The organism is Caballeronia calidae, from assembly GCF_900044055.2.
GTDB classification, from domain to species: domain Bacteria; phylum Pseudomonadota; class Gammaproteobacteria; order Burkholderiales; family Burkholderiaceae; genus Caballeronia; species Caballeronia calidae.
In genome coordinates, this window is sequence record NZ_FCOX02000001.1 from 228,992 (window position 1) to 251,772 (window position 22,781).

The window sequence follows — 22,781 nt, forward strand, 5'->3', positions numbered from 1 at the left end:
CTCGAACTTTTCGAAACACCTTAAAAACGCCAAAGGGGCGCGCCGCCCCTTGGAGTGTTATTGGTATTGAGCGCGTCAGATGCGCATCGGCATCACCACGTACTTGAATTCCTCGTTCTCGGGAATCGTGATGAGCGCGCTGGAATTGGCGTCGCCGAGGCTCACCTTGAGCGTGTCGACCTTCAGATTCGCGAGCACGTCGAGCAGATATGTGACGTTGAATCCGATATCGACGGTATCGCCCTGATAAGCGATCTCCAGTTCTTCCTGCGCCTCTTCCTGATCCGCGTTGGTCGACATGATCTTGAGCTGGCCCGGCTCGACGAGGCAGCGCACGCCCTTGAACTTGTCGGACGTCAGAATGGCCGCGCGCTGCAGCGAACGCTGCAGTTCTTCACGGCCGATTTCGAACGTGTTCTTGTGCGACTTCGGAATCACGCGCTGGAAGTCGGGGAACTTGCCTTCGACGAGCTTCGACACGAGTTCCACCTGGCCGAAGCTGAACTTCACCTGCGTCGCGGCGATGTCGATCTTCAGTGAATCGTCGATGTCTTCCAGCAGACGCTGGAGCTCGAGAATCGTCTTGCGCGGGATGATGACTTCCTGACGCGCGAACGAGCCTTCGATCTTCATCGACGAGAACGCGAGACGGTGGCCGTCGGTCGCGACTGCCATCAGCTCGTCGCCGTCCACCACGAGCAGCATGCCGTTCAGGTAGTAGCGGATGTCCTGCTGGGCCATCGCGAAGTACACCATGCCGAGCAACTGGCGGAACGTCTTCTGCGGAACCGAAAGGCTCGCGCCGAAGTCTGTAGCCTGGTTGACCGTGGGAAATTCGTCGGCGGCGAGCGTCTGCAACGCGAAACGGCTCTTGCCGGAACGCACGGTGAGGCGCTTGTCCGAGAGATCGAGCACGACTTCGCCGGAGGGCATGGCGCGCAGGATGTCGAGCAGCTTGCGCGCGGCGACCGTGGTGGCGACCTGGTCGCTGCCGACGCCGAAATCGGCGCGGGTCGTGATCTGGAGCTCGAGGTCGGTCGAGAGGAACGACACATCCGCGCCGTTCTTGGTGATGAGCAAATTCGCGAGGATCGGCAACGTATGGCGGCGTTCTACGATACCGCTCACGGTTTGCAGCGGCCTTAGAAGATTATCTCGTTCGGTCTTGACCAGTTGCATAGAGTTCCTTCGTTGATGTGACGGCCTGTCCGCCGGTTTCGCCACCCGATTTGCCCAACGGACAACCTCGTAACACGCGTTGCCGGCCCCCCGCCGGTCACTCGCGAAAGCTTGGCGCTACGCCGCCCAGGCCTTGGACGGCTAAACCTATATTGTGCCTCAAAACGGAACCGCTCCCTAAAAATAGGGGCGTTTTCGCCAAAAAACAGCCCTGCGCGCGCAATAAATGGCGTGTGCGTTCTCCGCGCGCCGCCGGCCGGTGCCGTCAGCCCTTCAGCGTCTGTTCGAGCACGTGCAATTCGTGATTGAGCTGGGCATCGGTGCCGCGCTCGGCCGCGATCTTGCGCACCGCGTGCAGCACGGTCGTGTGGTCGCGCCCGCCGAACAGCTCGCCGATCTCGGGCAGGCTCTTTTGCGTGAGTTCCTTCGCCAGATACATCGCGATCTGGCGCGGGCGCGCAATGTTAGCCGGTCGCTTTTTCGAATACATGTCGGCGACCTTGATGTTGTAGAAATCGGCCACCGTCTTTTGAATGTTCTCGACGGAGATCTGGCGGTTCTGCACCGTCAACAGGTCTTTCAGCGCTTCCTTGGTCAGCTCGATGGTGATGTCGCGGCCATGGAACTTCGAGTACGCGAGGATCTTGCGCAGCGCGCCTTCGAGCTCGCGCACGTTCGAGCGCAGATGCTTCGCGACGAAGAACGCGACATCTTCCGACAGGCTCACGCCTTCGGACTGCGCCTTGCGCATCAGGATCGCGACGCGCATTTCCAGTTCGGGCGGCTCGATCGCGACCGTCAGGCCGGAATCGAAGCGCGAGATCAGGCGATCGTCGATGCCGGAGATTTCCTTCGGATACGTGTCGCTCGTGATGATGACCTGCGCCTTGTTCGCGACGAGCGCCTCGAACGCGTAGAAGAACTCTTCCTGCGTGCGCGACTTGCCGGAGAAAAACTGAATATCGTCGATGAGCAGCAGATCGAGCGAATGGTAGTAGCGCTTGAAGTCGTCGAACGCCTTGCGCTGATACGCCTTCACCACGTCCGACACGTACTGCTCGGCGTGGATGTAGCGGATGCGCGCGCCCGCCTTGTCCATCAGCAACTGGTTGCCGATCGCGTGAATCAGGTGCGTCTTGCCGAGACCCACGCCGCCATACAGGAAGAGCGGGTTGTACGAAATGCCCGGATTGTCCGCGACCTGGATGGCCGCCGCGCGCGCGAGCTGGTTCGCCTTACCGGTGACGAAGTTGTCGAACGTCAGCACCGGGTTCAGTTTGGAACGCTCGTAAGCGGAATCGGTTTCACCGGCAGCCGAAGGCGCGCCGCCCGGGCGCCACGTGCGCCGGCCGGCGGCGGCTTCGTTGGCGTCGAGGCTCGGGAGGTCGAGATCGGCCTGGTCTTCCTGCGTGGCTTGCGCCTGCTGTGCCGCTTCTGCGGCCAGCGCGTTGATGTGCGCGGTGGCGTTCGCGTGCGCGACGACGGACGGCGCCTGCGGCACGGCCGCCGACGGCGCCGGAGCGCGCGGCGCGGCGGGCGCGCTCGCGGTCGGACGCGGCGCGGCATTCAGGCCGCCGCCGATCGCGTTGCGCGCGGTCGCTTTGGGATCGAGCACGAACTGAACATCGATGGGCGCGCTGAAAAAATCGCGCGCGACATCGGCGATACGGCCCGAGAACTGGCTTTTCACCCAGTCGAGCTTGAAGCGGTTGGGAGCGGCGATGCGCAGTGTGTTCGCGTCGGCATCGAAGTCGACCGGGGTCAGCGGCTTGATCCACGTGACGTACTGCTGCGGCGTGAGTTCGCGCGCGAGCAGTGCGGAACAGTGTTCCCAGAAATCGTTCATCGAATGCGGTCGTTATGGTTGCTCCGCACCTGCGGGCCATGCTTGTCGAAAGCGTCCGACAAGTCCCGGCACAGCCGAGCAGGCGTGCTTCGGAGGCTTACGCCGCAAGGGTTTGCGGGCGGACGGCGGGCCGAAGCAGCGGGCGGATATTTGGGAGTAAGGCGAGATTCTAACGCCAAACGAGGGTAGCGCGCGAGTTATCCACAGGGTCAAATCAGCATGCTTTTCTGAACCGAAAGCTGCCGAAGAGGAAGTCTCATGGCGCTAAACTATTGACGGTCAATAGGAAAACGGTTTAAATAGCGGGTTCCGCGAAAACAGAATTCCTGAACCTCCGGCCATCGCGCTTGCAGTGACCACACTGGAGCCTTAGCCCGCGCGGTCAAATCAACTCAAGTGAGAGCACCATGAAACGTACTTACCAACCTTCCGTTACCCGTCGCAAGCGCACCCATGGCTTCCGCGTTCGCATGAAGACCGCTGGCGGCCGCAAGGTCATCAACGCTCGCCGCGCGAAGGGTCGCAAGCGCCTGGCAATCTGAGTCTGCCGAGTGTTCGCTCGCGGTTGGATGCTGCACTCGACGGCGAGCCGCTCACGCGCCGCACAGAAGTCTTGAGACAGGACATCGTTCAGTTGCCGGCGCAGGCCGCATTCCCCAAGGCCGCAAGGCTCCTGAAAACGGATGAGTTCTCATCCGTTTTTCGTTTGCGCCCGTGGCGCCGCTCGCCGCACTTGGTTCTGTACGGCAAGCCGTCGGGAAAGGAAGCGCGGCTCGGGCTGGTGATCGGCAAGAAGCAGGCACCGCGCGCCGTCACGCGCAATCTGATCAAACGGCTTGCGCGCGAGGCGTTCCGGCTGCGCCGCGAGCAGTTGAACGGATTTGACATCCTCGTCCGGCTGCACGCGAAGATCGACCGGAAGGCGATGCCGAGCGCAAGCTCCCCGCCGCTCCGGGCGCTCATCGGCAGCGAGCTGGAAACATTGTTCGACCGTGCCGTGCGCGAAGCTGCGCGCCGCAAGGCCGAAACCGTGGCGGCGCCGCCTCCGGCGCCCGCCGTCGACGAAACATCCGGCCCGTCAGGGTCATGAAGCGCGGATTGCGCCAGGTTTACCTTCGTGGTGAATCCGGTGCGCGGCGCGAAGCTTATGCAAACGGCACTCATCGCGTTGTTGCGCTTCTACAAGGTTGCTGTGAGCCCTCTGCTCGGCAACCGGTGCCGCTTTTATCCTTCCTGTTCCGACTACGCGCGCGAGGCAATCCAGTATCATGGCGCCGCGCGCGGCACGTATCTCGCCGTGAAGCGGCTGTGCCGCTGCCATCCACTTTCGGCGGGCGGCGTCGATCTCGTGCCGCCTCCCTGCGGACATGCCGGCGCTGAAGATGCGTCCGAATCGCGCCCGAAGTCCGACGATGCCGGGCAAGACAAGCTTTCAACACCAAACGGCGCACAAGCGCTTTCCGATCGACACTGAGACAACGCATGGATATCAAACGCACCGTCCTATGGGTCATCTTCTTCGTGTCAGTTGTCCTGCTGTTCGACAATTGGCAACGCGACCATGGGCGCCCGTCGATGTTCTTCCCGAGCGCGACGCAACCGGCCAAGACCGCCAGCAACCCCGCACCGGGCTCGGCTGCATCCGGCGCACAGCCTTCCGAGCTGCCGAACGCACCCGCGGGCACGGCCGCGCCCGGCACGGCGACGCCGCCCGCCACGGCGCAATCGCAGCTCGTCAAGTTCACGACGGACGTGTACTCCGGTGAGATCGACACGCGCGGCGGCACGCTCTCGAAGCTCTCGCTGATGAAGGAAGGCGACGGCAAGCAGCCGGACCTCTACATCACGCTCTTCGATCACACCGCGAACCATACGTATCTCGCGCGCACGGGCCTGCTCGGCGGCGACTTCCCGAACCACAACGACATCTTCACGCCGGTTCCCGGCCAGACGTCGCTGACGGGCGACGAAAAGACGCTGAAGATCGCGTTCGAATCGCCGGTGAAGGGCGGCGTGAAGGTCATCAAGACTTACACGTTCACGCGCGGCAGCTATGTGATCAACGTCGATACGAAGATTGAGAACGTCGGCACGGCGCCGGTCACGCCCAAGCTCTATATGGAGCTCGTGCGCGACAACACGCCGGTCGAGACGCCGCGCTTCTCGCACACGTTCATCGGGCCGGCGGTCTACACGGATCAGAAGCACTTCCAGAAGATCGACTTCTCCGACATCGACAAGAACAAGGCATCGTTCGAGCCGTCCTCGGATAACGGCTGGATCGCGATGGTGCAGCACTACTTCGCGTCGGCGTGGATTCCGCAGCAGGGCGTGAAGCGCGACATCTACGTGCAGAAGATCGATCCGGAGCTGTATCGCGTCGGCGTGACGCTGCCCGCGCAGACGATCGCACCGGGACAAACCGTGAATGTCGATGCGCGCCTCTTCGCCGGTCCGGAAGAAGAGCGCATGCTCGAAGGCATCGCGCCGGGTCTGGAGCTCGTGAAGGACTACGGCATGGTGACGATCATCGCCAAGCCGCTCTTCTGGCTGCTCGAAAAGATCCACGGCTACGTGGGCAACTGGGGCTGGGCGATCGTGCTGCTGACCCTGCTCATCAAGGCCGTGTTCTTCCCGCTGTCGGCGGCGAGCTACAAGTCGATGGCGCGCATGAAGGAAATCACGCCGCGCATGCAGCAGATCCGCGAGCGCTTCAAGAGCGATCCGCAGAAGATGAACGCCGAGCTGATGTCGCTGTACAAGACCGAGAAGGTCAATCCGTTCGGCGGCTGTCTGCCGGTGGTCGTGCAGATTCCGGTGTTCATCTCGCTGTACTGGGTGTTGCTGTCGTCGGTGGAAATGCGCGGTGCGCCGTGGATCGGCTGGATTCACGATCTGTCGCAGCAGGACCCGTACTTCATCCTGCCGGTGCTGATGGCCGTCTCGATGTTCGTGCAGACCAAGCTGAACCCGACGCCGCCCGATCCCGTTCAGGCAAAGATGATGATGTTCATGCCGATCGCATTCTCGGTCATGTTCTTCTTCTTCCCGGCTGGTCTCGTGCTGTATTACGTCGTGAACAACGTGCTGTCGATCGCCCAGCAGTACTACATCACGCGCATGATGGGAAAGAGCAAAAAGAAAGCGGCTTAAGCCTCCTTCCGATTTGATCTGAAAATGAAAACGCCCGGCAAGCCGGGCGTTTTTGCGTGTAAGTCAGGTTTCTTCTTCAATGATGCGCGTCGCCTCTCGGAGCAATTCGAGCGCTCGCTCCTTCGGAGAAACTTTGTAAGCGTGTTTCGCCTCGGCGGCTTCGAAACTTGCGACGCCTCCATACGAGTCCGATGCGCCGATAAGCCAATCGCGGGATCTTTTGACGAGCGCCGTCACGAGCGGCCAATTATCTTCGGAGGGTAATCCTTGACCGTTGATCCAGCGTTGCACGGTCGCATCGGCCAGCCGAACACCGAACGTCTCGTAAATCGCGGTAGCCACGGCCTTGCCGCTCTCAGGTTTGAACGAGTCAATACGAAAAGGCGCCAGTTTATTCAGGTCTGGCTTTATCACTGTCAGCGCGTCCCGAAAACGCCTCTTGAAGGTGGCGAGCGAGTGAATACGTTTCATAGCGGCAGAATGCGCGAAAGTTGCTCCCGATCGGCCAAATGCTTCTTGATGCGCCCAATGTCCTTTGGCAATCACGAATATCCGCACCACATCCGAGCCTTATGCACTCGAGGTTCGGATGACACGAAGACCGGCGAAGCTTTATCTCAAAGTTACGAAAAATTCTCGGCCGATGAGATTCACCGCTTCATCGACCCATAAAACTGCTCCACCAACTCCTCGAGCAAATACCGATGATGCGGCGACAGCGCCTCGATCTTGGTCGCGAGTTCAAGCGTCTCTTCGGTCGCCGGATAGTGCTCGTCGCGCGCGAGCGGCTTCGGCGTAACCTGCGGATTACCGCTCGGCGGCGGCCCGTAGTGCAACCAGTGCTGGTCGACCTTGAACCATTCGGCGAGCGTCTGCAGCTTGTCGGCCGTCGGAATCGAGCGCGCAGTAAGCCACTTATGCGCGGTCTGGGGCGAAACCGGTTCCCCCTGATAGCGCAAGTTGAAATGCAAAGCGAGATCGGTCGCGCCGCGCATCTTTTCGGGCGCGCGGGTCATCGAGAATTTCAGCCGTTCTGAGAAATCGGCCTTTTCTTGTGGTGTAGGCATGGGCTGGATTGTGCGAGGCAATTGCGGGTTAGGAGTCAACCGTATGCGATAGATTTGTCGCGATGTCGCCTGTATTTATCCTAGATAAGCATCCAACTTCGTTGCTTTCTGGCAATGTATTTCTTGGCGGCTCGCGTGGCGCTCTGCGGCTTCCCGAGTCAGCGTCACGAAAAATCGCCCGCAACGCACAGTATTCCCTCGTATCTCAAAAAAGATAACGGAGCGTTCGCGCCATCCCGTGCCAAACGTTCGATCCAGTCGCCGCGATACAATGCGCGTTCTCTGAAATCATCCAGCCGCCCTATCGCCATGCTGAGCAACGACACCGATCCGATCGTCGCAATCGCCACCGCGCCGGGACGTGGCGGGATCGGCGTCGTGCGTCTGTCGTTCGGCCGTTCGGGCGAAGCCGCCGCGCAAAAGGCCATGCACGCGATGTGCGGTCATGCCCTCGCGCCGCGTCACGCGAGCTACGTGCCATTCATCGACGGCAACGGCGAAGCTCTGGATCGCGGCATCGCGCTCTATTTCCCCGCGCCGCACTCGTACACGGGCGAGCATGTGCTGGAGCTGCAGGGCCATGGCGGTCCGATCGTGCTCCAGCTGGTGCTGCAACGCGCGATCGAAGCCGGCCGCGAGTTCGGCCTGCGGCTCGCTGAGCCCGGCGAATTCACGCGGCGCGCGTTTCTCAACGACAAGCTCGATCTCGCGCAGGCGGAAGCCGTCGCGGATCTGATCGAAGCGAGCACGGAAGCAGCCGCCCGCTCGGCAGGACGCTCGCTGGAAGGCGCGTTCTCGCGCGAAATCCACGCGCTCGTCGAAGACGTGATCAACCTGCGGATGCTCGTCGAGGCGACGCTGGATTTCCCCGAGGAAGAGATCGACTTTCTCGAAGCGGCGGATGCACGCGGCAAGCTCGCACGCATCCGCGAACGGCTGGACAAGGTCCTCGCCGACGCGCGTCAAGGCGCGCTTTTGCGCGAAGGCTTGTCGGTGGTGCTCGCGGGACAGCCGAACGTGGGCAAATCGTCACTCCTGAATGCGCTGGCGGGCGCGGAGCTCGCGATCGTCACACCGATCGCAGGCACCACGCGCGATAAGGTCGCGCAAACCATTCAGGTCGAAGGCATTCCGCTGCATATCATCGATACGGCCGGGCTGCGCGAGACGCAGGACGAAGTCGAGCGTATCGGCATCGAGCGAACGTGGGGTGAGATCGAACGCGCCGACGTCGTGTTGCATTTGCTCGATGCACGCGAGGGCGTGACGTCCGAGGATCAGGCGATCGCGGCGCGATTTCCAACGGGCGTGCCGGTCGTGCGGGTGATGAACAAGACGGATCTCGCGGGCTCAGCAGCTGGCGCGCGCGACGGCGATCACGCGCGCGAAGTCAATCTGTCAGCCAAGACCGGCGACGGCATCTCGCTGCTGCGCGACGAGCTTCTGAAGATCGCCGGGTGGCAGGCGGGCGCCGAAAGCGTCTATCTCGCGCGCGAGCGCCATCTGATCGCGCTGCGCGAGGCGCGCGATCATCTCGCACTCGCCGCCGGGCATGCCGATCAGCACTCGCAGGTGCTCGATCTGTTCGCCGAAGAATTGCGCCTCGCGCAGGACAATCTCAATGCGATCACGGGCGAGTTCACGTCCGATGATCTGCTGGGTGTGATCTTCAGCCGTTTTTGCATCGGAAAATAACAGCGAACACGGCTACGCGCCCTCGGGCTTGTCGATCTCGCGCAATTCGGCGCTGAGCTTCTCGCTCTCCTCCGGCCGCCCGTGAAACGCCGCTGGCGTGTTCTGGAACATTTCGATCCGGTACGCGCCATCGCACAGCGAAAGCACCATCGTCTGAATGGCGTTCAAAGCCGGTTCGAGTTCCGTCGCGCCGCGCGGCCACATGCCCGCGACGGCCCGCAGCAGCAGCGTCTGCCCGTTCGCCATACGCCTCACCTCGCGCACCTTCGCCACGAAGCGCGGCGTCGGATGCTGGGCGAAGATCGGCTGGAGGTGCGCCTCGATGCACGTACGTCCGTCGATGGCGCTGCCGTCGAAGCCGACCAGGCTGCCGCGCTCCGTAAAGCGCGCCGCCATCGCCGCTGCGTCCTGCCTGTTCCAGTCTTCGAGCAGGCCGAAGTACACGCGCCGCGCGTTCGCGGTCCAATCGTCGGGTTGACTCATGCTGCCTTCTTCCATGCCGCCGCGAAGATGCCCGCGCCCATCAGCAGCGCGCCGCCCGTGCGATTCACCGCGCGTTGCACGGAAGGCTTGCGGATGGCCTTGCGCGCGCCGGACGCGAGCAACGCGTAAGCGAACGCGTTGGCTGCCGCGAGTCCGACGAAGGTCGCTTCGAAGATCGCGATCTGCGACACGCTCGCCGCGTGCGGGTCGACGAATTGCGGCACGAACGCGACGAAAAAAATGATGCTCTTCGGATTCAGCGTCGTCACGGCGTAAGCGTGCGCCATGATGCGGCCGGTGCGCAGTTCGCCGGTGGGCTGCACGGCATCCGTATCGACGACCGGCGCGCGCCACAGCTTGATGCCGAGATAAACGAGATACGCCGCGCCGATCCACTTCACCACCATGAACAGCTCGGCAGAGGCCGCGAGCAGCACGCCGAGCCCGAGCATCGAGGCGGTCATCGCGGTGAGGTCGCCGAGCGCGACGCCGAGTGTCGTCGCGAACGCGTATTTGCGCCCGTGACCGAGGGCGTAGGACACGACGAGCAGCACAGTCGGGCCGGGTATCGCGACGAGAATTGCCGACGCGATTGCGAACGGCAGCCATTGAGCGAGGGTCATGCTAGGTCTCCTGAGTTCGATGCGTCGATTTATCCATGAACGCGCGAACCTTGCAATAGGCCGTTCGGCCAGCTTGACGGCGTCGCACCGCGCTCAAGAAGCGTTGGCCTCCGCGCAGGTGCATCTGATGCGGCGCAGCAGAATCGACACAGGGCAAATTGTCGCAGCATCGCGAGTAGAAACGCACGCTTTCATTTCGCCCGACGCGCGAATTCGACGCTTTTTATCCGCTGACTGTTTTGCCGTGAGTCCGAAAAAAGCGGTGCGACATTCTGACGTGTTGCGATTGCACACGACTTCTGCTTGCAAGTTTGCCTAACTCAACTAGCATGACTTTTGCGGTTATCCGCTTTTAAATACATAGCTAATTTCGAAACGGTTTCGTTTGGAGGCTATATAGATGAAGAAACGCGCCACTGTTCTCTTCGCGACGATGGGTTTATTTGCAGTCGTATCCGCAGCGCAAGCCCAGGACAGCGTTATTCAGCCTCATCAGACCTTCACTTTCCGACCGAACTCGTATGGCTGCTTGTCGAAGGACAAGTTCGATTCGGCTGACCAGCATGCAAAAGCCGGCGAGCACCAGAAAATGCAGCAATTTTTCGAGGGCTTCGAATGCATTTCGACGCCTGTCGAATCGCATTTTCGCGTGATTCGCGTGGTGGGCCATGACGTCGAATTCGTCAACGCCGCCAATAGCGATACGCAAGGCATGTGGACCGCCGATCGCTTTATCGAGCAATAAGCGGCTATCCGGATTTTAGTGCTCCGGCATTCCGGCGCGATTTTTGAGTCGCGCCGGCGCTTCGGTTTATGCGCGAACTAATCGTCGGCATAAATCCGACTGCGTATCCTTGCCGTTCTTTGTGCGCCGCGTTCGCCCGATGATCGCGCGCGTCCTGCCGTCTTCCACATTCGCATCGATTCGCCGCACAATGTCGGTTTCGCGCGCGATAGATCGCGTCGCATCGACAATCCTTTTCCGCCGGCCGACGAACCGGCGTCCGATGCTGAATGGCTCTCAAATCCACGATTTACAAGGCTGACCTCCAGATCGCCGACATGGATCGCCACTACTACGGCGACCACTCCCTGACCATCGCACGTCATCCGTCGGAAACCGACGAACGGATGATGGTGCGCGTCGCCGCGTTCGGGCTCTTCGCCGACGAGCGCCTCGAGTTCTGCAAGGGACTTTCCGATACCGACGAGCCTGATCTATGGCAGAAGGATCTCACCGGGCAGATTCAGACCTGGATCGAAGTCGGCCAGCCCGACGAACGCCGCATATCTAAGGCGAGCGGCCGTTCGGAGCGCGTGATCGTCATCGCTTACGCCGGGAAGACGGCGGACATCTGGTGGAACGGCGTGAAGGGCAAGGTCGAACGTCTGCAGAACGTGACGGTCTGGTCGCTCGCGGATGGCGTCGCCGAAGCGCTCGGCAAGCTGGCCGAACGGACGATGCGTTTGCAACTGATGGTGCAGGACCACGATGCGTCGCTGGGTAGCGAGATTGTCGACCCTGTCGCTATCCGCTGGAACGTGCTCAAGGCCGGCGCGGCCTGACATTCACGCTTCTGGCGGGCCTTTGAGTTCGATCATGTTGCCTTCGGGATCGAACAGATAAAGCGACGGGCCGAAGCCTTCGGCGCCATAACGCCGCGCCTCCTCGCCGATGCGTGCGCCATGCTTTTCGAGGTGCTCGCGCAGCGCGTGCGCATCGAACGGCTCGACGCGCACGCACAAATGATCCATGTTGCGGCCAGCGCCCGGCTGGCCGCTCTCCGGCCGATCGATCTTCGCGCCGACGGCCAATAGATCGATCAGCGAGCGGCCGGCGCGCATCTGCACGAGACCAAGATCGCGCTGCTCCTTCTCGACCGGACAGCCGAGCACGGTGCGATAGAAATGCACCATGTTGTCGAGATCGCCGCAGCGAATCACGACGTGATCGATTTCGCGGATGTTGAAGTGCATGTTTCTCTCACGATCGATGTGAGAGGTCAGTGTAGCGCGGCGGGGAGACGATGCTGGTGGGCGGGGAATGAAAAAGGGCTTGGGGTTTGAGCCAAGCCCTTTGGATTCGTGGTGGAGAGGAGGAGGATCGAACTCCCGACCTTCGCATTGCGAACGCGACGCTCTCCCAGCTGAGCTACCCCCCCAACGAATTAAAATTGTACCACAGCAAATTCGCGCCTACGCAAGCCTCAAAAGGACGATTCAGTGCCGCTTACTTCTGCTGCGCCCCGGTCAAAATCCATGCGACGACGGTCTTGATATCCGCATCGCTCATCCTGGGATGCGACGGCATCGGAATCGGGCCCCACACGCCCGCGCCGCCGTTCTTCACTTTCTTTTCGAGTTGAGCGTTCGCCTGAGGCTGGCCCTTGTACTTCTCCGCGACCTGTTGAAACGACGGCCCCACGAGCTTCCGATCGATCGCGTGACAGCCCATGCAAGCATTGCCTCGCGCGATCGCCATCGCATTCGCGTTCTCGGAAGAGACAGGCTGCTCCCCAGCGGACGCAGCCAAAGATGCGGCGACGAGCACCGCGCCGATAATCACACGCAACATGCTCACTTCACCGCCTTTGCCGGACTCGGATTGCCCGGATGCACATCCGAGCTCTTCACGGGCGCGGGCGACTGCATATCCAGCGGACGCGACGTCACACCCGAATCCGGCACCGCGCCGACCGTCGCTTCGGCCGGCGCCGGCGCGCTCGCGGCGGACACCGCGCTCGCATCGGATGCGGCCGCCGCTTCCAGCGCCTGCGCCTCTTCCGGCTTGATGTACTGGAACACCTTCACGACCTGCTCGACGCCCGCGGTGCGCGCGGCGACATCGGCACCATGCGCGCCTTCATCCTGCGTGACGAGTCCCATCAGATAGATGACGCCCCGCTCGCTCACGACCTTGTAGTAGTTCGCGCGCAAGTCCGTCTCGCCCACCATCGCGGTCTTCACGCGGCCTTCGAGATACGAATCGTTCGCGCGCGACGAGATCGAGCTCGCGCCCTGAACCGCCAGTTCGTTCACGATGCTGCCGACGTTGTTGATATCGCGCGTGACCGCCTCGGCCTTCTGCTTCGACGCGTCGTCGGGCACTTCACCGGTCAGCAGCACGCGACGGTTGAACACGGTCACGTTGACATGCGCCGTATCGGGCAGATTCTCGTTGATCCGCGAAAGCGCCTTCACCTGGATCTCGCGGTCTTCGGTCTGCGCGCCGAGCGTGCGGCGGTCCGTGGCGATCAGGGTGCCGCCTGCCGCCGCGCCGACGACCGCGAGCGCACAGCCCTGCAACGTCAATGCGACTCCCGACAACATGCTCACCACGAGCGTGGCTTGGGCCAGCGTCGCCTTGACGCGTGTCTTGTTCATCAACTCCGTTCCCCCTTTCAGTTTCAGTCGTCTCCGAGCAGCATCGCATCGATGCCGTCGCACAGACAGTGAATGGTCAGCAGATGGACTTCCTGAATGCGCGCGGTCCGGTCGGACGGCACGCAGATGTGAATGTCGGTTTCGGCGAGCACTTCGGACATCACGCCGCCGCCCTTGCCCGACAGCGCGATCACGATCATCTCGCGACCGTGTGCTTCCTGAATCGCCGCGAGCACATTGACCGAGTTCCCCGACGTGCTGATCGCAAGCAGCACGTCGCCCGCCTGTCCCAACGCGCGGACCTGATTCGAGAAGATCTGCTCGAATGCATAGTCGTTGCCGATCGCCGTGAGAATCGATGTATCCGTCGTGAGCGCGATGGCCGGCAAGCCCGGACGCTCACGCTCGAAGCGGCCGATCAGTTGCGCCGCGAAGCGTTGCGCGTCGGCAGCGGAGCCGCCATTGCCGCAGACGAGAATCTTGTTGCCGTTGGCGAGTGCGCCGAAGAGCGTATCGACGGCGGCCGCGATCGGCACCGTCAGCGCATCGAGTGCTTCGAGTTTGAGTGCCGCGCTGTCGCGGAATTGCTGTTGAATACGTTCGACTGACATCGACTCTCGATCATCGGCCGCGGCGCGCGGCGGTCTATGGCATGACGCTCGAAGCGTCGGTTGTTGCGCAGTTTACCGCATGCATCATGCGGCGAACCGCACTCATGCTTCGTCGGCGCGAAACGCATCGGGCATCCAGTGGATGCGGCCCGCATCGAACGCGACGATATCGAAGCGGCACGCAGGCAACGCGCCGCGCCATGTCGCGAGAAAGTGCTGCGCGGCGTGCACCAAGCGCGCGCGCTTTCTCGCATCGACGCTCGCGGCGGCGTTCGCGAAACGCGCGCTCCTTCTCGCCCGCACTTCGACGAACACGAGCGCGCCGTGCTTATCGAGCATGACGAGATCGAGCTCGCCGCCGCGGCACGTCACGTTGCGTGCGACGAGGCGCATGCGTTGCCGCTGCAGGAACTCGAGCGCGTGCGACTCGAATGTATCGCCGAGCGTTTTGGACAAGGCTTCTCCATAAAAGTTGTCGACTGGCAGCACGGATCGCGCATGGCAAAATGACGTCCTTTCCTTCGACGCCCGCGCTCATGCTTCAGATCTCCGAACTCGCCGCCGGGCAGCACTATCCGACGGGCGCGCTCTATGTCGTCGCGACGCCCATCGGCAATGCGGCCGATATCACCGTACGCGCGCTGCATGTGCTCGAACTCGCGGATCGCATCGCCGCCGAGGACACGCGCAACACCGCGCAACTGCTCGCGCGCTACGGCATCTCGAAGCCGTCGATCGCGGTGCACGAGCACAACGAGCGCAGCGCCGCGGAGCGCGTGATCGAGCATCTGAAAAACGGCGAGCGCATCGCGTGTGTATCGGATGCGGGCACGCCCGGCATTTCCGATCCCGGCGCGCGTCTCGTCGACGCCGTGCGCGAAGCAGGATTGCCCGTCATTCCACTGCCGGGCGCGAGCGCGCTCACGACCGCACTGAGCGCGGCGGGCGCCTGGGTGAGCGGCTTCTCGTTCATCGGCTTCCTGCCGACCAAGCCCAAGCAGCGCGCCGCGCAACTGCGCACGCTCGCGAATCATCCGATGGCGCTGGTTTTCTACGAAGCGCCGCATCGCATCGTCGACACCGCGCGCGCGCTCGCCGACGCTTTCGGCGGCGACCGGCAGATGCTGATCGCCCGCGAGCTGACGAAGTTACATGAGAGCCTGCATCGCTGCACCCTGGCCGAAGGGCCAACGTGGCTCGAAGGCGATGCGAATCGCCAGCGCGGCGAATTCGTTCTGGTGGTGGAAGGCGCGCCCGAGACACAAGACACCGAGGATGCGCATGACGCGCTGCTTTCGACGCTGCTGGAAGAGCTGTCGGTGAAGAGCGCGGCGCGCATCGCCGCGACGTTGACGGGCGCGTCGCGCAACGCGCTCTACGAGCGCGCGCTGAAGCTCGCCAAGAGGGACGAAAGCGAAGAAGAATAAAAAACGGGCCGTCGCGAGGACGGCCCGTCTTGGTGATGCAAAGCGCGAGGCGGAATCAGTTCACGTTGTCGTCGGCGAGCGACTGAGCCTGCTCTTCACGCGCCGCACGCGCTTCCTGCTGCGTGAGGCCTTCGATCTTCACCTTCTGCGTGCCGGCGCCGCGCATGCCGAGCGCCGCCGCGGCAGCGTACGACAAGTCGATCACGCGGCCGCGCACATAAGGACCGCGGTCGTTGATCTTCACGACCACTGTCTTGTGGTTGGACTCGTTCGTCACGCGAACCCACGACGCGAGCGGCAGCGTGCGATGCGCCGCGGTCATCGCGTTCATGTTGAACTTCTCGCCGCTCGCGGTCTTGCGACCATGGAACATGCGGCCATACCACGATGCCTTGCCTTTCTGTTCGAACTCGCCGACGTTCGGTCCGGACGTGATCGGCTCGGCGTCCGAGAGCGACTGCGCTGGCTTGTCGGCCGGCACCGAGGAGAGGTGCGAGTCGAATGCGAGCGGCACCATCGAACGGGCACTGCTCGTGCTGAGGGAGTTCGGCGTCTGAGGATTGGATGCGACATCGCCCGAACCCGGCGCGGCGCAACCGGCCAGCACACCAACTGCTAGCAGGCTCCCGACATGTCGAATAAATCGAGCATTCATAGACGTGTTTCAACGATAAAGGAGCGGCCGCGCTGCGCTGGTCGGCGCGCGCAAGGCTGCTCGAGGCTTTTCCGCGCAAAGCAGAACGCCGCTCGGTCAAGCGAACGGCGAACTGTGCTCGGACGCGGCGTACTCGTGCCGCAAACGCCCGGTTATTGTTCACGTCTGGCGCAACCTGTCCCCGGCAGCCTGACCAGACCCCACATGCCGCCATCGAACGTGGCATCACGTTCGTGCGCTTTGAAAACTCAAAGTGAGCGCAGGAACGGCGGCGTAGGCCCCATCCGGCATGACGGCAGCGAAGGCCATCTCACAGACGCGCGGCGTCTGGCCGGACAAGACGTGTGCACCTACTGATGGTGCTTGAGTTGCAATTGCGAGGCTTTTGGCCCCCAACAGCGTACTGACGGCGATTGTAAAAACGCACTAGCGTTTCGCCACTCGCCTGTTGACGGCATGGTTAGATCCATGCACAAGTAGGTCCATTATACAAAAAAACCCAGGTCCGGCTCGTCCGACCCCGCAAATCGTCATTGATTTTCGCTATGAGCGTAAGAATTGCCGGGTTTTCGCGCATTCCGGAGCACGCGGCCGTTGCCGTCGCGCTTGTTTCGGCACCGGTACAATGAACGTTTTTACAGGCCGAGCTGCATCCACGACAGTCATATGAAAGTCATTCTCGTTCCCGTGACGCCCTTTCAACAAAACTGCTCCATCGTGATCTGCGAGGCGACGAAGCGCGCCGCCATCGTAGACCCGGGCGGCGACATCGATCGCATCATCGCGGAGGCGGAGCGTCAGGGCGTGACTGTCGAAAAGATTCTTCTGACGCACGGTCATCTCGATCATTGCGGCGGTGCCAGGGCGCTGGCCGACCACTACGGCGTACCAATAGAAGGACCGCATCGCGAAGACGCGTTCTGGATCGACCAGTTGCCCGCGCAGACGCAGCGCTTCGGCTTCTCGAATGCCGAAGCGTTCACGCCGGAGCGCTGGCTCGACGACGGCGACACCGTGCAGTTCGGCAACGAATCGATGGAAGTCTATTTTTGCCCCGGTCACACGCCGGGTCACGTCGTGTTTTTCAACCGCGAGCACGATCTGGCGTTCGTCGGCGACGTGCTGTTCGCCGGCTCGATCGGCCGCACCGATTTTCCGCGCGGCAATCACGCGGAGCTCATCCGCTCGATCCGCGAAAAACTATGGCCGCTCGGCGACGACGTCACGTTCGTTCCCGGCCACGGCCCGGCGTCGACCTTTGGCGAAGAACGGCGCAGCAACCCGTTCGTACGCGACGGAGTGGCAGCGTGAACGCGATTCCCGAAATCTATGTCAGCACCGACGTCGAAGCCGATGGCCCGATTCCCGGTCCGCATTCGATGCTGAGCTTCGCATCGGCGGCTTACACGGCGGACAAGCAGCTCATCGGCACGTTCTCCGCGAATCTCGAAACGCTGGAAGGCGCGGCGCCGCATCCGGTGCAGGCAGCCTGGTGGAAAACGCAGCCCGATGCCTGGGCCGCGTGCCGCAAGGATCTGCAGAAACCGGAGATCGCGCTGCCGGCCTATGTCGAATGGGTTGAGGCGCTGCCCGGCAAGCCGGTATTCGTCGCGTATCCGGCGGGCTTCGACTTCACCTATATGTTCTGGTACATGATGCGCTTCGCCGAGCGCTGTCCGTTTTCATGGTCGGCGCTCGATATCAAGACGCTAGCCTTCGCGATGACCGGCCTGCCGTATCGCAAGGCGATCAAGCCACGTCTGCCGAAACACTGGTTCGACGAGCACCCGCATACGCATGTCGCGCTCGACGACGCGATCGAGCAAGGCGCGCTCTTTTGCAACATGCTTGCGGAGCTGCGCGCCTCGCAAGCCGCGCTGGCACAGGTATCGGCCGAGCCGAACGGCGAGACTGAAGGTAAAACCGCGCAGTCAGGCCAGTGAGTTAGGGAAACTCCCTCAGTGCGGGGCGCATTGCATTGCCTTTCTTTTCCGGCACCTCTACCATTAGAGTCAAATCGCGACCGAACGGAGGCGCAGTTGACTCTCGATACATTCTCACAAAAAATCCTGCGTCTTCTGCAACTGGACGCACGGCGCTCCGTTCAGGAAATCTCTGATCAGGTCGGCTTGTCCAGCACCCCGTGCTGGCGCCGCATCAAGGACATGGAGCAATCGGGCGTCATTCAGCGCTATACCGCGCTGCTCGACCGCGAAAAGCTCGGCCTTCACGTTTGCGCGCTCGCTCATATCCATCTGACGCGGCATACCGAAGGCGGCGTCGAGCAGTTCGAGCGCGAAATCGCCACTTGCCCGGAAGTGACCGAGTGCTATAGCACCACGGGCGAATCGGACTATATCCTCAAGATCGTCGCGCCGGATATCAAGGCCTATGACGCGTTTCTGCACGACCGCATCTTCAAGATTCCTGCCGTCGCGCAGGTAAGAACGAGCGTCGTGCTGCGCGAAATCAAGTTCGACACGCAATTGCCGCTCTGAAGAGCGGCTTTCAGCGGGGCGTGTCGATCACGGGCTTCGACGCCGCGGAGGGCGCGAGGCCGATTTCCTGCGTCACGTGAATCTGACGCGCGCCGATCTGCTGCCTGAGCGCATCGAAATCGATCGCCTTCAGTCTGGCGACGGAGTCGTTCGCGCTCGACGCGGGTAATACGACATCGACATTGAAGCCGCTGCTCAGGTAGTGGAGATTCAACGTGTCGACCGGCAAGCCCTGTTGCGCGAACGCGGCGCGCACCGCGTCGCTCACGGTCGAGCGCAAAGGAAAGTTGCCCGGCAGCGGATTGAGCGCATCGCTTTCCGGATCGACGTGAATAAGCGCATCGATCACGCGTGAATCAGCCAGTACGTTCGCCCGCGCCGATTCGGCAATGTAATGACCTTCCGAAACCGAAATGAGCGGATCGACGAGAATATGCGCGTCGACGATGGCCAGATCGCCCATTTTCCGCGTGCGCAACTCGTGAACTTCGCGCACGCCGGGCGTGCTCAACAAAATGCCGCGCAAATCGTCGGTTGTCGCCTGATCGAGCGCGCGGTCTGAAAGATCCTGTAATGCGTCCCACGCGAACGTCCATCCCATCTTTCCGATCAAAAATCCGACGACCGCGGCGGCAATCGGATCCAGAATTCGGAAGCCAGCCAGACTGCCGATAATTCCGAGCGTGACCACAAGCGACGATGCCGCATCCGAGCGCGCATGCCATGCGTTTGCGACGAGCATGGCGGAACGGACCCGTTCGGCTGCGCGCAGCATATAGCGAAAGAGCGCTTCCTTCGAAACGAGGACGATTATCGCGACGGCGAGTGCACCCACTTTCACCGGCGGAATATCCTGAAGGTTGACTATGCGTTCCCCCGCGCGCCACAACATTCCAGCGCCGACTACAATCAACAATCCGCCGAGGAATAACGAAGCGACCGTTTCATAACGGCTATGACCGTAGTTGTGATCGACATCGGGCGCGGCGGCAGCCTGTCGATTGGCAATCAGAACGATAAAATCGGAGACGAGATCAGCCAGTGAATGGACGCCGTCCGCAATCAATGCCTGAGAGTGCGCCGTAAAGCCGACGATCAGTTGCGCCGCGGTGAGTCCGCTATTTAGCGCAATGCTTGTCCAGGTGGTTCTTCGCGCGACCTCCTGCTTTGCGGCCGCCTGTGCTGTTGAAAGCGACATGTAATTTGAATTGAGCCCGCCATTTCCGCATTTTATCAGCAGTCCAGCCGACGAACATTTACGCGCCCCGACAACATTTCTTACGAATCAGGCACTTGCGGCTGACAGCTAGTCCGCCGGAGTCGCGGCCGTGCGCCCGAAAACATGCCCGCCCAAATGAAGAAGGCCGCGTCGAACTGACACGGCCTTTTAATATGTCCGAGAGACTTTCGGAATTACTTGCCGATCAGGAAATTGTCCCGATCTTGCCCGGCAATCCATTTCGGCGGCTTGCCACGGCCCGACCAGGTGCTGCCGCTTTCCGGGTCGCGATATTTCGGCGCTACGCCGGAACGGCTGCGCGACGCTTTCGCGCCTTTTGCGCTCCGGCCGCCCGCCAGCTCCTGAAGCGTGATGCCATAATCCGACATTTTCTGCTTGATCTCATTAAGTACTTCGGCGTATTCGCGCGACTTTGCTTCTTCGATCTGACGTTCGAGAGACTCGCGCTGCGCGAGGAGTTCCTTGTATGAAGGCATGGCAATTCCCTAAGTGGTTTGCTGACTTGCGAATCGATGCGCTCGCTTTCAGTTATGAGTATAGCCTCGGACTGGCACGCAGATTAACACAGATCGGATTATCGCGGCATGTGCGAATTGCCACGCAATAAAAGTTTAGTATCTTTCTTCGTAACAATTGCCGAATATTCCGAGGTTTAAGGGCGCCGCTGCGCGGACATAAAGACGCCGATCCATCGATCCCAAGACTGCACGATGGCACCGGATGAAAACACCGCAATAAACTCTGCGCCGAAAATTTCATCCGATGGCAACTTCGCGACGTTCGATTCGAAATCCGTTGAGCCCAAGCGAATTCGGGCCGCACCGGTCGCGTTCTATTGAGGCAAAACCCCGCCTTCGCGCTCAAAACAATCGATAAGCGCCGCCTTCAATTCCTCGAAGGTCGGTTTGGGGTAATCGAACGCAAAACGATTGCGAGCGCCCCCGAGCATCAAATCGCAACCATAACGGTCTATCCCCAATAACCTGAGATTCGCGGGACGCTCCGGAAAAGCATCGGAATATTCGCAAAGCTCGGACTCGTCCGCGGCCGAAAGCGGTTCAAGGGAATCGAGTTCACTGCCGGCAAGCCAGCCCATCGCGCCGAAACCGCCTATATACCGCATGCGTTCCAGCGACATCACCCAGAACGAGAAATCGCCGAGTTCCAGATAGCGCTCCGCGTCCGGGTGGTAGCGCAAGTAGCGCCGCGCGAGATCGCCGCTTTCGTCCGGCGCGGCGGGCGCAAAACTGCCGAGCATCGTCAGGCGCTGTCCTTCGAGCACGCCGCCCTCCGTCGCATGCGAGACCAGAAAGCCGGCTCGCGCGTCGGCGTGAAGATTGCGCGTGTGCTCGGCGAGATGGCTGATGAGCAGCATCGGCATATGGCGCGCGGTGAGCGCGAACGGCAGCGCCGTCGGATACGGAAAGCCGCGCGGCTCGCGCGAATGCGTGGCGAGCGTGCCTTCGGATACGCGATGCAGCAGATGAAGCGGCGCTTGCGACGGAATGTGCATCCGGGCCTCGTGCGTTCGTGAATGATCGATCGATGGTAATGCAGCGTGTCCGAGCGTGTCTCCTGGCCGTTCGATAGAATCGAAAGCCTTCGCGCCCGATGGCATCATCTCCCGTTTTCTCGCATTTCACGCAACCTATCAACAACGGCCTCTTCCGTGTCCGACTCGACCACCGCTTCCTCCGCCCGCGAGTCCAATCCGACGCTCGCGCTGCATCGCAGCCTTCCGCGCGCCACGCGCGCCCGCGCCCGTTACGCGACCATGGCCGTATTCTTCATCGCGGGCATGATGTACGCGTCGTGGGGCGTGCACGTGCCGACCGTGCGCGACAAGTTCGCGCTGAGCCCTGGCATGCTCTCGTTCGCGCTCCTCGCGGTCGCGGGCGGCTCCATCTTCGCGATGCTCACTACCGGTTCATGGATCGCACGCGCCGGCACGCGTACCGCCTGCATGGCGGGCGGCATCACGATGATGCTCTGCGGCTCGCTGATTCTCGTGACGCCGTCGTACTGGCTGCTGCTGATCGTGCTCGCGATCTTCGGCTTCGGCATGGCGACGCTCGATGTCGCGATGAACGCCGAGGCGAGCGCGGTCGAGCAGGCATTGGCGCAGCCGATCATGTCGTCGCTGCACGGCATGTTCAGTATCGGCGGGATGGCGGGCGCGGCGGCGGGCGGCGCACTGCTCGCGCACGGGCTCGCGCCCGCCGCGCATCTCGCGCTCGCCTCGGGCGTAAGTCTGCTCGTGCTTCTGGTTTCGATGCCCTCGGTATTGCCGCACGTGCCGCATCACGACGAGCACGCGAAGGCGTCGTCGTCGAACCGGTGGCGCTCCGGCGCGCTATGGGCGCTCGGCGGCCTCGCGCTGATCGCGCTGATTGCGGAGGGCGCGATGTATGACTGGGCCACGGTCTATATGCGCGATGTCGTGGAGGCCACGCCTTCGGTATCGAGCGCGGCCTACGCGGCGTTCTCCGGCGGCATGGCGGCCGGGCGCTTCGGCGGCGACGCGGTGCGCGCGCGCTTCGGCGCGCCGCAACTGATTTTCGGCAGCGCGGGGCTCGCGTTCGTCGGTATGGTGATGGCGCTCGTGCTGCCGAACACCATCGTCACGATGACCGGCTTCACGCTGATGGGCCTCGGCCTCGCGAACATGATGCCGGTGCTGTTCGCGGCGGCCGCGCGCGTCGAAGGCGTGACGGCGGCCGAAGGGCTGGCCCAGGTTGCGGGGCTCGCGTACTTCGGTCTGCTGTTCGGGCCGGTGCTGATCGGCGGCGTCGCGCAGATCAGCAATCTGCCGATCGGCCTGTGCGTCGTCGCGGCGTGCTGCCTGATCATCACGGTGATCGGACCGCGCATTCTCAGGCGCCTGAAGATATGAAAAAGCGCGCGGCCCTTTCGGAACCGC

Annotated in this window: 26 protein-coding genes, 1 tRNA gene and 1 pseudogene; 12 read left to right on the forward strand and 16 right to left on the reverse strand. The window is 62.0% G+C overall.

Annotated elements, in window-relative coordinates; genetic code table 11:
• Positions 1–75: 75 nt before the first annotated feature.
• Both dnaN and dnaA read right to left on the reverse strand, forming a co-directional pair.
• On the reverse strand, positions 76–1,179 hold the full coding sequence (dnaN, locus tag AWB78_RS01095; RefSeq protein ID WP_062601500.1) for a DNA polymerase III subunit beta: 1,104 nt from the start codon (positions 1,177–1,179) through the stop codon (positions 76–78).
• Between the two features lie 265 nt (positions 1,180–1,444).
• Positions 1,445–3,025, reverse strand: coding sequence for a chromosomal replication initiator protein DnaA (dnaA, locus tag AWB78_RS01100; protein WP_062601501.1), 1,581 nt, complete (start codon positions 3,023–3,025; stop codon positions 1,445–1,447).
• 407 nt (positions 3,026–3,432) lie between these two features.
• On the opposite strand from dnaA, the gene rpmH reads away from it, so the two are divergent.
• The 4 genes and pseudogenes from rpmH (at position 3,433) to yidC (ending at position 6,178) form a co-directional block, all read left to right on the forward strand.
• A complete protein-coding gene (rpmH, locus tag AWB78_RS43170) occupies positions 3,433–3,567 on the forward strand; it encodes a 50S ribosomal protein L34 (protein WP_004198824.1) in 135 nt (44 codons plus the stop codon).
• Positions 3,568–3,590: 23 nt separating this feature from the next.
• Positions 3,591–4,115, forward strand: a complete 525-nt coding sequence (gene rnpA / locus AWB78_RS01105; RefSeq protein ID WP_198399182.1) for a ribonuclease P protein component — start codon at positions 3,591–3,593, stop codon at positions 4,113–4,115.
• 57 nt (positions 4,116–4,172) lie between these two features.
• A pseudogene (gene yidD, locus AWB78_RS01110) lies at positions 4,173–4,424 on the forward strand (membrane protein insertion efficiency factor YidD); the annotation flags it as partial.
• An 83-nt stretch (positions 4,425–4,507) separates the two neighbouring features.
• Positions 4,508–6,178 (forward strand): membrane protein insertase YidC, encoded by a 1,671-nt coding sequence (gene yidC / locus AWB78_RS01115; RefSeq protein ID WP_062601502.1) that lies wholly within the window; start codon positions 4,508–4,510, stop codon positions 6,176–6,178.
• 63 nt (positions 6,179–6,241) lie between these two features.
• Here the strand turns inward: yidC and AWB78_RS01120 are convergent, their stop codons facing one another.
• Positions 6,242–6,724 (reverse strand): hypothetical protein, encoded by a 483-nt coding sequence (locus AWB78_RS01120; RefSeq protein WP_157697389.1) that lies wholly within the window; start codon positions 6,722–6,724, stop codon positions 6,242–6,244.
• A 104-nt stretch (positions 6,725–6,828) separates the two neighbouring features.
• On the reverse strand, positions 6,829–7,245 hold the full coding sequence (locus AWB78_RS01125) for a transcriptional regulator (RefSeq protein ID WP_062601504.1): 417 nt from the start codon (positions 7,243–7,245) through the stop codon (positions 6,829–6,831).
• Positions 7,246–7,554: 309 nt separating this feature from the next.
• On the opposite strand from AWB78_RS01125, the gene mnmE reads away from it, so the two are divergent.
• Complete coding sequence (mnmE, locus tag AWB78_RS01130; RefSeq protein WP_062601505.1) at positions 7,555–8,940, forward strand: tRNA uridine-5-carboxymethylaminomethyl(34) synthesis GTPase MnmE; 1,386 nt, start codon at positions 7,555–7,557, stop codon at positions 8,938–8,940.
• A gap of 12 nt (positions 8,941–8,952) precedes the next feature.
• Here mnmE and AWB78_RS01135 read toward each other — a convergent pair whose 3' ends face one another.
• Together AWB78_RS01135 and AWB78_RS01140 are read right to left on the reverse strand one after the other, a co-directional pair.
• A complete protein-coding gene (locus tag AWB78_RS01135; RefSeq protein ID WP_062601755.1) occupies positions 8,953–9,423 on the reverse strand; it encodes an SgcJ/EcaC family oxidoreductase in 471 nt (156 codons plus the stop codon).
• Positions 9,420–10,046 (reverse strand): LysE family translocator, encoded by a 627-nt coding sequence (locus tag AWB78_RS01140; protein WP_062601506.1) that lies wholly within the window; start codon positions 10,044–10,046, stop codon positions 9,420–9,422. The genes AWB78_RS01135 and AWB78_RS01140 overlap by 4 nt, the downstream gene beginning before the upstream one ends.
• Positions 10,047–10,446: 400 nt before the next feature.
• On the opposite strand from AWB78_RS01140, the gene sap1 reads away from it, so the two are divergent.
• Both sap1 and AWB78_RS01150 read left to right on the forward strand, forming a co-directional pair.
• Entirely contained in the window at positions 10,447–10,791 is a 345-nt protein-coding gene (gene sap1 / locus AWB78_RS01145) for a surface attachment protein Sap1 (RefSeq protein WP_062601507.1), read from the forward strand.
• 269 nt (positions 10,792–11,060) lie between these two features.
• Positions 11,061–11,612: a YaeQ family protein gene (locus AWB78_RS01150; RefSeq protein WP_062601508.1), complete on the forward strand. Its 552-nt coding sequence runs from the start codon at positions 11,061–11,063 to the stop codon at positions 11,610–11,612.
• Between the two features lie 3 nt (positions 11,613–11,615).
• On the opposite strand, the gene AWB78_RS01155 is transcribed toward AWB78_RS01150, so the two are convergent.
• The 6 genes from AWB78_RS01155 to AWB78_RS01180 all read right to left on the reverse strand — a co-directional run bounded on the left by AWB78_RS01155 (position 11,616) and on the right by AWB78_RS01180 (position 14,530).
• Positions 11,616–12,023, reverse strand: coding sequence for a VOC family protein (locus tag AWB78_RS01155; RefSeq protein ID WP_062601509.1), 408 nt, complete (start codon positions 12,021–12,023; stop codon positions 11,616–11,618).
• 109 nt (positions 12,024–12,132) lie between these two features.
• A tRNA-Ala gene (locus AWB78_RS01160) sits at positions 12,133–12,208 on the reverse strand.
• 68 nt (positions 12,209–12,276) lie between these two features.
• Positions 12,277–12,621, reverse strand: coding sequence for a c-type cytochrome (locus AWB78_RS01165; RefSeq protein WP_062601510.1), 345 nt, complete (start codon positions 12,619–12,621; stop codon positions 12,277–12,279).
• A 2-nt stretch (positions 12,622–12,623) separates the two neighbouring features.
• Positions 12,624–13,430, reverse strand: coding sequence for a BON domain-containing protein (locus AWB78_RS01170; protein ID WP_062601511.1), 807 nt, complete (start codon positions 13,428–13,430; stop codon positions 12,624–12,626).
• A 23-nt stretch (positions 13,431–13,453) separates the two neighbouring features.
• On the reverse strand, positions 13,454–14,041 hold the full coding sequence (locus AWB78_RS01175) for a phosphoheptose isomerase (protein WP_062601512.1): 588 nt from the start codon (positions 14,039–14,041) through the stop codon (positions 13,454–13,456).
• 102 nt (positions 14,042–14,143) lie between these two features.
• A complete protein-coding gene (locus AWB78_RS01180) occupies positions 14,144–14,530 on the reverse strand; it encodes a YraN family protein (protein ID WP_082883213.1) in 387 nt (128 codons plus the stop codon).
• 47 nt (positions 14,531–14,577) lie between these two features.
• On the opposite strand from AWB78_RS01180, the gene rsmI reads away from it, so the two are divergent.
• Positions 14,578–15,468, forward strand: coding sequence for a 16S rRNA (cytidine(1402)-2'-O)-methyltransferase (gene rsmI, locus AWB78_RS01185; protein WP_062601756.1), 891 nt, complete (start codon positions 14,578–14,580; stop codon positions 15,466–15,468).
• A 55-nt stretch (positions 15,469–15,523) separates the two neighbouring features.
• Here rsmI and AWB78_RS01190 read toward each other — a convergent pair whose 3' ends face one another.
• Positions 15,524–16,123 (reverse strand): septal ring lytic transglycosylase RlpA family protein, encoded by a 600-nt coding sequence (locus tag AWB78_RS01190; protein WP_062601514.1) that lies wholly within the window; start codon positions 16,121–16,123, stop codon positions 15,524–15,526.
• Positions 16,124–16,789: 666 nt separating this feature from the next.
• Here AWB78_RS01190 and AWB78_RS01195 point away from each other — a divergent pair.
• The 3 genes from AWB78_RS01195 (at position 16,790) to AWB78_RS01205 (ending at position 18,621) form a co-directional block, all read left to right on the forward strand.
• On the forward strand, positions 16,790–17,434 hold the full coding sequence (locus AWB78_RS01195) for an MBL fold metallo-hydrolase (protein WP_062601515.1): 645 nt from the start codon (positions 16,790–16,792) through the stop codon (positions 17,432–17,434).
• Entirely contained in the window at positions 17,431–18,066 is a 636-nt protein-coding gene (locus AWB78_RS01200; RefSeq protein ID WP_062601516.1) for a 3'-5' exonuclease family protein, read from the forward strand. The genes AWB78_RS01195 and AWB78_RS01200 overlap by 4 nt, the downstream gene beginning before the upstream one ends.
• 96 nt (positions 18,067–18,162) lie before the next feature.
• A complete protein-coding gene (locus AWB78_RS01205) occupies positions 18,163–18,621 on the forward strand; it encodes an Lrp/AsnC family transcriptional regulator (protein WP_008352298.1) in 459 nt (152 codons plus the stop codon).
• Between the two features lie 10 nt (positions 18,622–18,631).
• On the opposite strand, the gene AWB78_RS01210 is transcribed toward AWB78_RS01205, so the two are convergent.
• The 3 genes from AWB78_RS01210 to AWB78_RS01220 form a co-directional block, all read right to left on the reverse strand.
• Complete coding sequence (locus AWB78_RS01210) at positions 18,632–19,819, reverse strand: cation diffusion facilitator family transporter (RefSeq protein ID WP_062601517.1); 1,188 nt, start codon at positions 19,817–19,819, stop codon at positions 18,632–18,634.
• A gap of 215 nt (positions 19,820–20,034) precedes the next feature.
• Positions 20,035–20,337: an H-NS histone family protein gene (locus AWB78_RS01215; protein ID WP_062601518.1), complete on the reverse strand. Its 303-nt coding sequence runs from the start codon at positions 20,335–20,337 to the stop codon at positions 20,035–20,037.
• 356 nt (positions 20,338–20,693) lie between these two features.
• Complete coding sequence (locus tag AWB78_RS01220) at positions 20,694–21,374, reverse strand: HugZ family pyridoxamine 5'-phosphate oxidase (protein WP_062601519.1); 681 nt, start codon at positions 21,372–21,374, stop codon at positions 20,694–20,696.
• Between the two features lie 156 nt (positions 21,375–21,530).
• Here AWB78_RS01220 and AWB78_RS01225 point away from each other — a divergent pair, with 156 nt between their 5' ends.
• The gene (locus AWB78_RS01225) at positions 21,531–22,754 is read left to right on the forward strand and encodes an MFS transporter (protein ID WP_062601520.1); all 1,224 of its coding nucleotides are present in this window, start codon (positions 21,531–21,533) and stop codon (positions 22,752–22,754) included.
• The last annotated feature ends 27 nt before the right edge of the window (positions 22,755–22,781 follow it).

Excerpts from the sequence above, each read along its gene's own strand:
- sap1 (WP_062601507.1), top strand. The coding sequence starts at position 10,447 with ATGAAGAAACGCGCCACTGTTCTCTTCGCGACGATGGGTTTATTTGCA.
- AWB78_RS01215 (WP_062601518.1), bottom strand. The coding sequence starts at position 20,337 with ATGCCTTCATACAAGGAACTCCTCGCGCAGCGCGAGTCTCTCGAACGT.
- AWB78_RS01125 (WP_062601504.1), bottom strand. The coding sequence starts at position 7,245 with ATGCCTACACCACAAGAAAAGGCCGATTTCTCAGAACGGCTGAAATTC.
- rpmH (WP_004198824.1), top strand. The coding sequence starts at position 3,433 with ATGAAACGTACTTACCAACCTTCCGTTACCCGTCGCAAGCGCACCCAT.
- rsmI (WP_062601756.1), top strand. The coding sequence starts at position 14,578 with ATGCTTCAGATCTCCGAACTCGCCGCCGGGCAGCACTATCCGACGGGC.
- AWB78_RS01155 (WP_062601509.1), bottom strand. The coding sequence starts at position 12,023 with ATGCACTTCAACATCCGCGAAATCGATCACGTCGTGATTCGCTGCGGC.
- yidC (WP_062601502.1), top strand. The coding sequence starts at position 4,508 with ATGGATATCAAACGCACCGTCCTATGGGTCATCTTCTTCGTGTCAGTT.
- mnmE (WP_062601505.1), top strand. The coding sequence starts at position 7,555 with ATGCTGAGCAACGACACCGATCCGATCGTCGCAATCGCCACCGCGCCG.
- dnaA (WP_062601501.1), bottom strand. The coding sequence starts at position 3,025 with ATGAACGATTTCTGGGAACACTGTTCCGCACTGCTCGCGCGCGAACTC.
- AWB78_RS01175 (WP_062601512.1), bottom strand. The coding sequence starts at position 14,041 with ATGTCAGTCGAACGTATTCAACAGCAATTCCGCGACAGCGCGGCACTC.
- AWB78_RS01190 (WP_062601514.1), bottom strand. The coding sequence starts at position 16,123 with ATGAATGCTCGATTTATTCGACATGTCGGGAGCCTGCTAGCAGTTGGT.
- AWB78_RS01210 (WP_062601517.1), bottom strand. The coding sequence starts at position 19,819 with ATGTCGCTTTCAACAGCACAGGCGGCCGCAAAGCAGGAGGTCGCGCGA.
- AWB78_RS01170 (WP_062601511.1), bottom strand. The coding sequence starts at position 13,430 with ATGAACAAGACACGCGTCAAGGCGACGCTGGCCCAAGCCACGCTCGTG.
- AWB78_RS01165 (WP_062601510.1), bottom strand. The coding sequence starts at position 12,621 with ATGTTGCGTGTGATTATCGGCGCGGTGCTCGTCGCCGCATCTTTGGCT.
- AWB78_RS01140 (WP_062601506.1), bottom strand. The coding sequence starts at position 10,046 with ATGACCCTCGCTCAATGGCTGCCGTTCGCAATCGCGTCGGCAATTCTC.
- AWB78_RS01150 (WP_062601508.1), top strand. The coding sequence starts at position 11,061 with ATGGCTCTCAAATCCACGATTTACAAGGCTGACCTCCAGATCGCCGAC.
- AWB78_RS01220 (WP_062601519.1), bottom strand. The coding sequence starts at position 21,374 with ATGCACATTCCGTCGCAAGCGCCGCTTCATCTGCTGCATCGCGTATCC.
- AWB78_RS01195 (WP_062601515.1), top strand. The coding sequence starts at position 16,790 with ATGAAAGTCATTCTCGTTCCCGTGACGCCCTTTCAACAAAACTGCTCC.
- AWB78_RS01135 (WP_062601755.1), bottom strand. The coding sequence starts at position 9,423 with ATGAGTCAACCCGACGATTGGACCGCGAACGCGCGGCGCGTGTACTTC.
- dnaN (WP_062601500.1), bottom strand. The coding sequence starts at position 1,179 with ATGCAACTGGTCAAGACCGAACGAGATAATCTTCTAAGGCCGCTGCAA.